Source organism: Roseateles sp. P5_E11 (assembly GCF_054049355.1).
In genome coordinates this window covers 1-11,910 of record NZ_JBFUMO010000142.1, presented here as the reverse complement: position 1 = coordinate 11,910, position 11,910 = coordinate 1, and the positions used below count along the sequence as shown (strand labels likewise).

The following is an 11,910-nucleotide window of genomic DNA, read 5'->3' as shown; positions in this document are numbered from 1 at the left end:
GGGCAAGACCGGCCGTGGCACCGCCGAGCATCGCGGTGTGTTTGGCAAGATCGACATCATCACGGGCACCTTCGGCAAGGCCCTGGGCGGCGCCAGCGGTGGCTTCACGGCCGCGCGCAAGGAAGTCGTCGAGCTGTTGCGCCAGCGCTCGCGCCCCTATCTGTTCAGCAATACGCTGGCCCCCAGCATCGCCGGCGCGTCGCTGGCCGTGCTGGACCTGCTGGAAGGCTCCACGGCGCTGCGCGACAAGCTCGAAGCCAACACCGCCTGGTTCCGCGAGGCGATCCAGGCCGCCGGCTTCGAGATCAAGCCCGGCACCCACCCCATCGTGCCCATCATGGTCTACGACGCGGTGAAGGCGCAGGAGCTCAGCAAGCGCATCCTGGAGCTGGGCATCTATGCCGTCGGCTTCTTCTTCCCCGTCGTGCCCAAGGGCCAGGCGCGCATCCGCGTGCAGGTCTCGGCCGTGCATGAGCGCGAGCACCTGGAGAAGGCCGTTGCCGCCTTCACGCAGGCGGGCCGTGAGCTGGGCCTCGTCAAATGAAGATCCTCATCATTGGAGCGAATGGCCAGATCGGCACCGAGCTGGCGACCGAACTGGCGAAGCTGCATGGCAATGAAGCCGTCGTCACCAGCGACCTCAGCCCCAAGGGCCGCGTGCCCAGCCTCCAGCACGAGGCGCTGGATGTGACCGACGCGGGGGGCCTGGCCACCGTCGTCAAGCGCCACCACATCACGCAGATCTACCACCTGGCCGCGGCGCTGTCGGCCAACGGCGAGAAGCACCCGATGTGGGCCTGGGACCTGAACATGAAGGGCCTGCTCAATGTGCTGGAGCTGGCCCGCCACGAGAAGCTGGACAAGATCTTCTGGCCCAGTTCGATCGCGGCCTTCGGCCCCAACACGCCAGCCATCGACACGCCGCAGACGACCGTCATGGACCCGACGACGGTCTATGGCATCTCCAAGCTCGCCGGCGAACGCTGGTGCGACTGGTACCACGCCAAGCACGGCGTGGACGTGCGCAGCCTGCGCTACCCCGGCCTCATCAGCTGGAAGACGCCGCCCGGCGGCGGCACGACGGACTACGCCGTGGAGATCTTCCATTCGGCGATCAAGGACGGCCGCTACACCTGCTTCCTGAAGCAGGACCAGGCCCTGCCGATGATGTACATGCCCGATGCGCTGCGCGCCACCATCGAGCTGATGAACGCGCCGGCCGACCAGGTCAGGCAGCGCGGCAGCTACAACCTCGCCGGCGTCAGCTTCACGCCGGCAGGCATCGCCGCCTCCATCCGCCGCCGCCTGCCCGAGTTCACGATGGACTGCGTGCCAGACTTCCGCCAGGCCATTGCAGCCAGTTGGCCACAACGCATCGACGACGCAGCCGCCCAGGCCGATTGGGGCTGGAAGCTGCAGTACGACCTGGATGCCATGGTTGACGACATGCTGACTGAGCTGACACGCGAACTACACGTTGGCTGACAGGCGGTGCCAGGTCTGGCTGGTACGCTAGCCTCTATGAGAGTCGCGTTGACTACCCTCCTGGCTCTGTCCGTGGCGACGTTGGCCCAGGCCGAGCAGCCCGAGGTGGAAAGTCCGTCAGCTCGCTATCTGCTGGGGGCCGCGGTGGCCTCGCAGCCGGAGTACGACGGCGCGAGCAGCCGTGACATCAAGATCAAGCCCTTGTGGGCATTCAAGCTCGGCCGAGTGCGCATCAGCACTTCCGKCGCGGGCAGCCTGATGGGCTTCGGGCGTGAGGAGGCGGCCGGCGGTGCCAGTACCCAGTTCATTGACACAGACAAGCTGCGCGTGGGTGTGTCACTGCGCATGGACAGCGGCCGCAGCAGCGGCGACGCCAGCACCACGCGGGGCCTGCCCGACGTCCGGCGCACGCTGAGGGCGCGCTTCTATACCAACTACAGCCTGACCAAGGATCTGACCATTGGCGCGACGCTGTCGCAGGACCTGCTCGGCCGGCAAGGCGGCACGACGCTGGGCGCGGACCTGGGCTGGCGGTTCTACCGCAGCCCGACGCTGGAGTGGACCAGCGGCTTCGGCATCTCGGCCGCCAGCGCTCGAAACCTGCGCAGCTATTTCGGCGTGCCCGAGTCGGCCGTCGCGGCCAGTGGCAAACCCGCCTACGAACCCGGTGCCGGCCTGCGCGATGTGCACGTGGGTGTCGGCTTCATCCGGCCGCTGACCAAGCATTGGCTCGTCTACGGCAATGCCGGCGCGAGCCGCCTCCTCGGTCCCGTCGCCGACAGCCCGCTGGTCGAGAAACGCACCGGCTCGTCGGTGGGCATCGGCCTGGCCTGGCGCAACTAAAGCTTCACGCGACCGCGCCAGATGTCGGCGTACATGACCCAGTCGCCGATGAAGCTGTAAAGCGGATATTTGAAGGTCGCCGGCCGGTTCTTCTCGAAGAAGAAATGCCCGACCCACGCGAAGCCATAGCCGCACAGCAGGCCGTAAAGCAGCCACACCAGCGCGCCCGTCCTGAACAGCTGCCACAGACAGACCAGCACCAGGGTCGAACCGACGAAGTGCAGCCGGCGGCAGATGGTGTTGCCGTGCTCGCTGAGGTAGAAGGGGTAGAAGTCGGCGAAGCGAGAAAAGCGTTCGGTGCTCATGCGCTGATTCAAGCGCGGGTTGCGCCCGAGCGGCAAGCGGGGATGCCCTCGCAATAATGCGCCGATGCGCGCCATGCCCACCGAGTTGGAGGTTGTCATCCTCGGTGCGGGCATGTCCGGGCTGTGCATGGCCATCCAGCTGCAGCGCGCGGGCGTCGATGACTACCTCATCGTCGAGAAGTCTCACGGGCTGGGTGGCACCTGGTGGAGCAACCGCTACCCTGGCGCCCAGGTCGACGTGCCGGCTCCGGCCTACAGCTTCAGCTTTGCGCCCAACCCTTGTTGGACGCACCGCTTCGCCGACGCGCCCGAGATTCACCGCTACCAGCAGCGCCTGGCCGAGCAGCACGGCCTGGCGGCACGCATGCGTCTGGGCGTGGCCATCACCGAGGCGCGCTTCGACGCACAGGCCGGCCGCTGGGAGCTGAGCCTGGACGATGGCAGCGCCTTGAGCGCGCGCTTCTTCGTCTGCAGCACCGGCCCGCTGAGCCGGCCGCGCTGGCCCGACATCCCCGATCTGGCCTCCTTCAAAGGGCAGTTGCTGCACTCGGCGCGTTGGCCGGCCGACGCGGACTTGGGCGGCAAGCGCATCGGCGTCATCGGCACGGGCTCCACGGCGTCTCAGCTTGTGCCGGCGCTGGCACCCACGGCGGCACGGCTCACGCTGTTCCAGCGCACGCCCAACTGGGTGATGCCGCGGCTGGACCGGCGCTATGGCGCACTCGACCGCTGGCTGGCCCGCTTCCCGCCCTATGCCGCGCTGGCCCGCCATGCCTGGGTGCAGTTCCTGGAGCTGGGGCGGCGCGGCTTCGACGAGGGCACGCTGGCCCGGCGCGCCATGGTGGCCACGGCCCGCGGCCATCTGCGGCGCCATGTGCCCGATGCTGTGCTGCGCGAACGACTGACACCCCGCTATCCGCTGGGATGCAAGCGCATCATCTACTCCAACGACTACTTCCATGCGCTGGCGCTGCCGCAGTCGGAGCTGGTCACGGAGGCCATCACCGGCGTGACGGAAAGAGGCGTGCTGACCCTGGACGGCCGGGAGCACCAGTTGGACGCACTGGTCTGTGCCACCGGCTTCGACACGACGCAACTCCTGGCGGAGCTGCCCATCACAGGTCTCGACGGGCGCACGCTGGAAGAGACCTGGCGCGTCAATCCCAGCGCCTACTTCGGCCTGACGGTCCCGGGCTTTCCCAACCTCTTCCTGACGCTCGGCCCCAACACCGGCACAGGCCATACCTCGACGCTGCTTTTCATCGAGCCCCAGGTCCAGCATGCGCTGGCCTGCATGCGCAGAGTCAAGCAATCAGGCAAGCGATGGATAGACGTGCGCCCTGAAGCGTTTGCAGCCCAGGACGCCAACGTCCAGCAAAGGCTCGCCGGCTCGGTCTGGAGCCGGTGCAGTTCCTGGTACCGCAACGACAGCGGCCGCATCATCGCGATCTGGCCGGGCTTCACCGGCGAATACGCCCGGGCCGTGCGGCGGCCCGACGAAGCAGCCTACGAGCTGGGCTGAAGCGCCGCCCTCAGCGCGGCCAGCACGGCGTCCGGTGCTTCGGCCATCAGCGCGTGGCCGGCGGGCACGGTATGGATGCGCGGCTTGAGCAGGCCGCCGAGCACGGCGTTCTGCTTGGGCGAGGTCATCTGGTCCAGCGCGCCGAGGATGAAATGCACCGGGCAGGCCACGCGAGCGGCCGCGGCCTCGCCGCCGGCATAGCGGTCGCAGACCTGGAAGTCGTTCTCGAACAGGTTGACTTCCGTCTGGCGCTCCTGCAGCCGGCGCATCAGCGCCATCGAGCCGCCGCGCAGCCAAGCGCCCGGGCCCGGGTAGCCCGGCTTGGCGCTGGCCAGCGAATGCGAAAAGGCCGTGACCATGGCCATCGCGGCCTCGGGCTTGTCGCGCGCCGTCGTCAAAAGAGCCTCCGAGACCTTCATCGGGTAGGCCGTGCCGACCATGACGAGAGTGGACGCTCGTTCGGCCGCTTCGAGTGCGATCAGCGAGCCCATGCTGTGGCCGACGAGGGTGGCCTTTTGCACGCCGGCCGCGTCGAGCAGACGGTGCAGCCAGAAGGCGATGTCCTCGACGCTCTTCAAAGGCGTGCCAGCGCTGCGGCCATGGCCCGGCAGGTCGACGGCGAGCACGCCGTAGCCGTGGTGGGCACACCAGCGCGCCAGCAGGGTCCAGACGCTGTGGTCGTTCTGTGCGCCGTGGATGAAGACGACGCAGGGCAGGGCGGAGTCAAACGCCTTGCCGCCCGTGTACGCATAAGCCTCTTGGTTGTCGACGATGAACTTCATGCCTTGCCTGCCACTTTGAGCGCCCGCTTCAGGTCGTCGATGAGGTCGGCCGGGTCTTCCAGCCCGACGGACAGGCGGATGGTGCCCGGGCCGATGCCGGCACTCCTGAGCGCCGCGTCATCCATGCGGAAGTGGGTTGTGCTGGCGGGGTGGATGACCAGAGACTTGGCGTCGCCAACGTTGGCCAGGTGGGAGAAGAGCTTGAGGGCCTCGATGAAGGCGCGGCCCTGTTCCCGCGTTCCCTTCAAGTCGAAGGAGAACACCGCGCCAGCGCCGCGTGGCATGAGCTTTCGCGCCAGCGCATGGTCGGGGTGGGAGGCCAGGCCGGGGTAGGCCACCTTCTCGACGAGGTCGTGTGCCTGCAGGAACTCGGTCACCGCCTGCGCATTGGCCACATGCCGGGCCATGCGCAGCGGCAGCGTCTCCAATCCTTGCAGSATCAGCCAGGCCGTGTGCGGGCTCATGCAGGCGCCGAAGTCGCGCAGGCCTTCGCGGCGGGCGCGCAGCAGGAAGGCGCCGACGGTGCTTTCCTCGGCGAACACCATGCCGTGGAAGCCGTCATACGGTTCACACAAGGTCTCGAATCGGCCATGGCGGTCGTGCGCGGCCTGCCAGTCGAAGGAGCCCGCATCCACCAGCACGCCGCCAATCACGGTGCCATGGCCGCAGAGGAATTTGGTGGCCGAGTGGTAGACCAGATCGGCGCCGAGTTCGGCCGGGCGCTGCAGATAGGGCGTCGTAAAGGTCGCATCGACGAGCAGTGGCAGGCCGGCCTCATGCGCCAGTGCCGACAAAGTCGGGATGTCCAGCACGTCCAGCCCCGGGTTGCCAAGGCTCTCGCCGAACAACAGCCGCGTCTCGGGCCGAATGGCAGCCCGCCAGGCGTCCAGGTCGCGTGGGTTGACGAAGGTCGTCTCGATGCCGAAACGGCGCAGCGTGTAGTGCAGCAGGTTGTGGCTGCCGCCATACAGCGCCGTGCTGGCGACGACGTGACCGCCGGCGCCCATCAGCGTGCAGATGGCCAGGTGAAGGGCCGCCTGGCCGCTGGCCGTCGCGATCGCGCCGATGCCGCCGTCCAGCGCCGCCATGCGCTCCTCGAAAACCGCCGTCGTCGGGTTGGAGAGCCGGCTGTAGACGTGCCCCGAACGCTCCATGTTGAACAGCGACGCCGCGTGCTCGCTGTTCTCGAAGACGAAGGAGGTGCTGAGGTGCAGCGGCGTCGCCCGCGCGCCGGTGCCCGGATCGGGCGTGGCGCCGGCATGCAAAGCTAGGGTGTCGAAGCCCGGCATGGTGTTTTCTATGGGGTGGAGTCGCGGGCATTGTGTGCTATGTTGACTGGCAGTTTTCGCATGGAGGCCCCTATGAAAGTCGTCGATATCCTGCGTGTCAAAGGTGGCACCTTGTTCACTGTCACGCCCGACGAGCCGCTGAAGGATTCGCTGGCCGTCATGGCAGAGCGCGACATCGGTTCGCTGGTTGTCATGGAGCATGGCGACCTGGTCGGCATGCTGACCTTCCGCGAGGTCATCCAGGCCATCGTGAAGAACCAGGGCACGGTGGGCACGACCATCGTCCGCACGGTGATGGACGACGCGCCGCTGACCTGCACGCCCGAGACAGAGATCGACGAGGTGCGCCGCATGATGCTGGGCCGCCACGCGCGCTACATGCCGGTGATGAACGGCAAGACGCTGATGGGCGTCATCTCGTTCTACGACGTGGCCAAGGCGGTGGTGGACAGCCAGGACTTCGAGAACCGCATGCTCAAGGCCTATATCCGCGACTGGCCGGTCGAGGAGCCCATCGAGGACCCGGCCAAGGCCGGCTGAGCCGACTTGGTTCGTTGTCCATGAAGGCGGCCTTTGCAGGCCGCTTTTCATTTGGACGGCTCCTAGAATGGCGGCATGTCCGGTAGCACCCTCGGCGAACTCTTTCGCGTCACCAATTTCGGCGAAAGCCACGGTCCGGCCATTGGCTGCGTCATCGACGGCTGCCCGCCGGGCATGGCGCTCAGCGAGGCCGACATCCAGCCCGAGCTGGACCGCCGCCGCCCCGGCACCAGCCGTCACGTCACCCAGCGCAACGAGCCCGACGCGGTCAAGATCCTGTCCGGCGTCTATGAGGGCGTCACGACCGGCACGCCAATCTGCCTGCTGATCGAGAACACCGACCAGCGCAGCAAGGATTACGGCAACATCCTCGACACCTTCCGCCCCGGCCACGCCGACTACACCTACTGGCGCAAATACGGTGTGCGCGACCCACGCGGCGGTGGCCGCGCGTCGGCGCGGTTGACGGCGCCCATGGTCGGCGCCGGCGCGGTGGCCCGCAAATGGCTGCGGGAGGCTTATGGCACCGAATTCCGCGGCTGCATGACCCAGCTCGGCGAGATCGAGATTCCTTTCGAAGGCTGGCAGCACGTCGGCCAGAACCCCTTCTTTGCCGCCAACGCCAGCAAGATCGCCGCGCTGGAGGACTACATGGACGCCTTGCGCAAGGCCGGCGACTCGGTTGGCGCACGCATCCGCGTGGAAGCCACCGGCGTGCCGGTCGGCCTGGGCGAGCCGCTGTTCGACAAGCTCGACGCCGACATCGCCTACGCGCTGATGGGCATCAACGCCGTCAAGGGCGTCGAGATCGGCGCCGGCTTCGGCGTCGTCGCACAGAAGGGCACCGAGCATGGCGATGAGCTGACACCGCTGGGATTTGCCAGCAACAACTCGGGCGGCATGCTGGGCGGCATCTCCACCGGCCAGGACATCGTCGCCAGTATCGCGATCAAGCCGACCAGTTCGATTCGCAGCCCCAAAGCGAGCATCGACCGCGCGGGCAATCCTTCCGTGGTGGAAACCTTTGGCCGCCACGACCCCTGCGTGGGCATCCGCGCCACGCCCATCGCCGAGGCCATGCTGGCCCTGGTGCTGATGGACCATGCCCTTCGTCACAGGGCGCAGTGTGGAGATGTCGTGCTGCCGGTCGATGCCATCCCGGCACAACGATAGGTTGAGGCGAGCGCGTCGGGCTGACGACGGGCAAAGCCCGCAACGGGCGAGCAATGCCGTGGACTACAGCTGAACTGAGTTGCTAAATCAGGTCAGCGATTCAAGCCCGACAGCGTTCGGGTTTGGGCTGTGCGGCTGGACAACCTTCTTGCGGAAAGCAAGAAACACCGCGAGCGTCCCCAGACCGAAACACAGCAGCCATCCGCTGCTGGGCTCAGGGACTGGAACTGCTGACACCTTCCAGTCGTGAGCAGTATTTCCCAGCGCCGAAAACGCCGTCGTTGTCGATCCATTCGCCAAAGTAATGGACGTAATGCCGGCCCAATAGATTGAATTTCCGAAATTGGCGAACGAATCGACCGAGGAGTTTGATCCCGCCAGCGTATAAGCCGTCGTGTCGATGCCGGCGTCCAGGGCGAACGCCTGACCAAACGTAACGGGAATGCTCAGCTCCCAGAATCCGCGTAGATCCCCGGTGTAGTCGAGGCCATTGACGCGGGTGAATGTATATGTTGGATCGGTGCCCAGATGAGTCAATGCCGCCTGAACATTGAAGCTGAATACAGTGGCGCCACCCGCGCTGAAAACGAAGTCAGCCGCAGCCGTTCCAGCAAAGCTTCCCCCCAAACCAGCCGTGCCGCTGTTGAGAAGGCTGCCTGAGGCGGGATCGACGAAGAAACGAATATTGGCCCAGCCGGTGCCGGACAAGCCTGCGCCAGCCACTGTGACGGAGTCACTCCAGTGTGCGGCGGCATATGCCTTTCCCACCGACGCGAATCCATTGAAAATGTTGCCACGGCTCGCGCTGGCAATGGCTGAAGATTTGAGTACACCGTAGTCTGCGGTAGCGCCGCTCGAGCCGCCCGAGCCTGACCATACGCTGCTGATCTTTTCAGACACCGAGCCATTCACTGAAGAATGAGTGATGGGGCCGACGCCGCCATTGCTGCCATCTTCGGCCGTGTAGTTTGCAAAAACAGTGACCTTGACTTCCGAAGCACTTGCGGAAATCGCCGGCCCCATCGCAGCCAGGCAAATCACGGCATTGAAAATCCACGTGGCGCCCGGGCTTAACGTAGACCTTGTGCGGAACATCTGAAGTTGGGACATCGTTCTCACCCCTATTGATTTGAACCCGAATACATCCAACACCCACTGTGTCGGCTGTTCAAACTCGGGGCACTCACCGAGGTGAAGCTCAAAGTGAAATCGACCGAGCCAAGATGCGAGCGAACTGCACTGTAGGCTTCGTGATGTCGGGGCCTGCTGCGCTGATCCCCAGAACGCGGGGAACGTTTTCATTCGAATTGATGTCGAGAGGTGGCAGCGCATTGGACTGGTCGGCGCTGGCAGCAGCAGCGGCGATGGCCGCTCGCCGGCAATTGGTGTCGCTATGACCTCGTCATGACGCTGCGCAGCGGATTTGATGCAGGCCGCCTCTCGTGATCCGCAACTCGTCCGCCGGGATTCCAGCCTGATCGCCGGCCGGTGCAGCTCAGCCCTCGCAAACCGCGTTTCGTCACAAGCCCGCTGCGCGGCTTGCCGCCGGTTTCTAGACTGTAAAGGTCGTGAAATCAGAGAGTGATTGGGGGAGCCATGCGCAAGTCTTGGAAGATCGGTAGCGTCGTCGCAGCCGTGTTGTTGGTGGGCGGTGCCGGGGTGGCCGTCATGGCGAGCAAGGGGGATGGCCCCAACAAGCCGGGTGACGAGAAGGCCAAGGCCGTGCTGGAGTTCGTGCCCAGCGAAGTCGTCAAGCCGACGCTGACCGCCATGCCGGCCCAGATCGAATTCAGCGGCCCGCTGGTGGCGCCGGGCACGGCCATGGTTCGCGCCAAGTCCAACGGCACGCTGCTCAACCTCGCTGTCGGCGAAGGCAGCCGCGTGAAGGCGGGCCAGGCTCTCGGCCAGGTCGACCTGGAAGAGCTTCGCTATCGCATCGCCGAGCGCGGCGCCAGCGTCGAAGCCATGCGGGCCCAGATGGAGCAGGCCGAGCGCAGCTTCAAGGCCAACGAAGGCCTGGCTGCCAAGAACTTCATTGCCCAGACCGCGCTGGACAACTCTCGCGCCGCCTACGAATCCGCCCGCGCCAACTGGAACGCCGCCAAGGCCCAGCTCGACACCAGCCAGGTGACGATGCGCCAGGCCGCGCTGGTCGCACCCATCAACGGCGTCGTCTCCAAGCGCCATGTGGTGCCCGGCGAGAAAGTGGCGGCCGAACAGCAGATCCTGACCATCGTCGACCTGTCCAAGCTCGAACTGGCCGGCCTGGTCGGCACGCATGAAGTCAGCCGCCTGAAGCCGGGCATGACGGTGCAGGTGAAGGTCGAGGGCGTGGAAGAGCCGGTCGAGGCCAAGATCGACCGCATCGCGCCGAGCGCCGAGCCGGGCACGCGTTCCATCGGCGTGACGCTGGTGCTGGCCAACCCCAAGGAGGCCTACCGTGCCGGCCAGTACGCCGTTGCCAAGGTGGTGCTGCAGGATGACACCCAGCGACTGACCGTGCCCATCGCCGCCATCAGCCGCAATGCCGGCCAGGAACAGATCTGGATGATCGAGAGCGGCGCCTTGGTGCGCCGGATCGTGACGACCGGCCGCAGCGACGCCCGCGAAGGCCGCGTGGAGGTGTTGAACGGCCTCAAGCCCGAAGCCCAGGTGCTGGCGGCGCGCTTCGACAACCTGCGCGAAGGTGACAAGGCGAACATCGTCGCCGCCAAGGCCAAGGTGGCCAGCTCGGCCGCGTCGGCCGCCACGGTTCAGTAAGGGGCGTGCCATGTGGATGACCCGCGTTTCCATCCAGAACCCGGTCTTTGCGACCATGGTGATGGTGGCCCTGTGCGTGCTGGGCCTGTTTTCCTACTCCAAGCTGGGCGTCGAGCAGATGCCCGACATTTCGTTCCCCGGCGCGCAGGTGGACGTGCGCTACCCCGGCGCCTCGCCCGAGGCCGTCGAGCGCGAGATCGCCAAACCCCTGGAAGAGGCGCTGAACACGATTGCCGGCGTGGAACGCATCCAGTCGCGCAGCTTCGAGGGCCGTGTGCAGGCCAGCGTCGAGTTCTCGCTGAACGCCGACATGGGCCGCGCGATGCAGGACCTGCGCGACCGCGTCGCCGCCGCGCAGGCCCGATTCCCGCGTGACGCCAAGCCGCCGACGGTGCAGCGCTTCGAGAACGACAACTCGCAGCCCGTCGTGGTCATGGCGCTGCTGAGCCCCACACGCGGCTCGCGCGAGCTGTCCATGATGGCCGACCTGATCGTCTCCAAGCGCCTGGGTCGTGTGGAAGGCGTGGCCAAGGTGGACGTGGGCGGCCTGACCACCCGTGAGGTGCGTATCGACCTCGACCCGATGCGGCTGCGCGCCTACAGCGTGACGCCGGCCGAGATTGCCAAGGCGCTGGCTGAGGCCAACGCCGATCAGCCGGTGGGCCTGCTGTCCGACTCCACCTCCGACGCCATCCTGCGCGTGGAAGGTCGCGTGAAGGACCCCAAGGCTTTCGGCAACATGATCGTCGCCCGCCGCGGCAACCTGGCGCTGACGCTGAACGACCTCGGCACCCTGGTCGAGCGCGAGCGCGAGCAGGACAGCATCGCCCGCATCAACGGCCAGCCGGCCGTCAGCTTCAACATCTTCAAGCAGCAGGACGCCAACATCGTCAAGACCGGCGAGTCCGTGAAGGAAGCAATGGCCGAGCTGCGCAAGACGCTGCCCAAGGACGTCGAGCTGCGCCTCATCTACGCCGCTAGCGACTTCGTCAAGGGCTCGCTGACCGGCCTGCAGCACACGCTGATTGAAGGCGCGCTGCTGACGGTGGCCATCGTCTTCCTGTTCCTGCACAGCTGGCGCTCGACCATCATCACCGGCCTCACGCTGCCCATCRCCGTCATCTCCAGCTTCATCGCCGTGCAGGCCTTCGGCTTCACGCTGAACTTCATGACGATGATGGCCTTGAGCCTGTGCATCGGCCTGCTGATCG

General features: G+C 66.3%; 12 protein-coding genes. 8 read left to right on the top strand and 4 right to left on the bottom strand.

What is annotated here, in order from left to right; genetic code table 11:
• From ACXJKR_RS12915 to ACXJKR_RS12905, 3 genes are all read left to right on the top strand, one after another.
• Positions 1–544 (top strand): aminotransferase class I/II-fold pyridoxal phosphate-dependent enzyme (locus tag ACXJKR_RS12915; protein WP_457323173.1); only part of this gene is annotated, 544 nt, incomplete at its 5' end.
• Positions 541–1,485 carry an NAD-dependent epimerase/dehydratase family protein gene (locus ACXJKR_RS12910; protein WP_457323172.1) on the top strand — a complete coding sequence of 315 codons (945 nt, stop codon included), beginning with the start codon at positions 541–543 and terminating at the stop codon, positions 1,483–1,485. The genes ACXJKR_RS12915 and ACXJKR_RS12910, both read left to right, overlap by 4 nt.
• Before the next feature lie 48 nt (positions 1,486–1,533).
• Positions 1,534–2,328, top strand: coding sequence for a MipA/OmpV family protein (locus ACXJKR_RS12905; protein ID WP_457323171.1), 795 nt, complete (start codon positions 1,534–1,536; stop codon positions 2,326–2,328).
• Here ACXJKR_RS12905 and ACXJKR_RS12900 read toward each other — a convergent pair.
• Positions 2,325–2,633, bottom strand: a complete 309-nt coding sequence (locus tag ACXJKR_RS12900; protein ID WP_057299593.1) for an Mpo1-like protein — start codon at positions 2,631–2,633, stop codon at positions 2,325–2,327. The genes ACXJKR_RS12905 and ACXJKR_RS12900 overlap by 4 nt on opposite strands.
• A 64-nt stretch (positions 2,634–2,697) precedes the next feature.
• On the opposite strand from ACXJKR_RS12900, the gene ACXJKR_RS12895 reads away from it, so the two are divergent.
• Positions 2,698–4,155 (top strand): flavin-containing monooxygenase, encoded by a 1,458-nt coding sequence (locus tag ACXJKR_RS12895; protein WP_457323170.1) that lies wholly within the window; start codon positions 2,698–2,700, stop codon positions 4,153–4,155.
• On the opposite strand, the gene ACXJKR_RS12890 is transcribed toward ACXJKR_RS12895, so the two are convergent.
• Positions 4,140–4,937, bottom strand: a complete 798-nt coding sequence (locus tag ACXJKR_RS12890; RefSeq protein ID WP_457323169.1) for an alpha/beta fold hydrolase — start codon at positions 4,935–4,937, stop codon at positions 4,140–4,142. The genes ACXJKR_RS12895 and ACXJKR_RS12890 overlap by 16 nt on opposite strands.
• Positions 4,934–6,226, bottom strand: a complete 1,293-nt coding sequence (locus tag ACXJKR_RS12885) for an O-acetylhomoserine aminocarboxypropyltransferase (RefSeq protein ID WP_457323168.1) — start codon at positions 6,224–6,226, stop codon at positions 4,934–4,936. The genes ACXJKR_RS12890 and ACXJKR_RS12885 overlap by 4 nt, the downstream gene beginning before the upstream one ends.
• 72 nt (positions 6,227–6,298) lie before the next feature.
• On the opposite strand from ACXJKR_RS12885, the gene ACXJKR_RS12880 reads away from it, so the two are divergent.
• Complete coding sequence (locus ACXJKR_RS12880; protein WP_056196964.1) at positions 6,299–6,766, top strand: CBS domain-containing protein; 468 nt, start codon at positions 6,299–6,301, stop codon at positions 6,764–6,766.
• A gap of 75 nt (positions 6,767–6,841) precedes the next feature.
• Positions 6,842–7,939 (top strand): chorismate synthase, encoded by a 1,098-nt coding sequence (gene aroC, locus ACXJKR_RS12875; protein WP_457323167.1) that lies wholly within the window; start codon positions 6,842–6,844, stop codon positions 7,937–7,939.
• A gap of 87 nt (positions 7,940–8,026) precedes the next feature.
• Here aroC and ACXJKR_RS12870 read toward each other — a convergent pair whose 3' ends face one another.
• Complete coding sequence (locus tag ACXJKR_RS12870; protein WP_457323166.1) at positions 8,027–9,049, bottom strand: PEP-CTERM sorting domain-containing protein; 1,023 nt, start codon at positions 9,047–9,049, stop codon at positions 8,027–8,029.
• 486 nt (positions 9,050–9,535) lie between these two features.
• Between ACXJKR_RS12870 and ACXJKR_RS12865 the strand changes: the two genes are divergently transcribed.
• Both ACXJKR_RS12865 and ACXJKR_RS12860 read left to right on the top strand, forming a co-directional pair.
• Positions 9,536–10,699: an efflux RND transporter periplasmic adaptor subunit gene (locus tag ACXJKR_RS12865; RefSeq protein ID WP_056196968.1), complete on the top strand. Its 1,164-nt coding sequence runs from the start codon at positions 9,536–9,538 to the stop codon at positions 10,697–10,699.
• A 16-nt stretch (positions 10,700–10,715) separates the two neighbouring features.
• Positions 10,716–11,910 (top strand): efflux RND transporter permease subunit (locus tag ACXJKR_RS12860; RefSeq protein WP_457323165.1); only part of this gene is annotated, 1,195 nt, incomplete at its 3' end.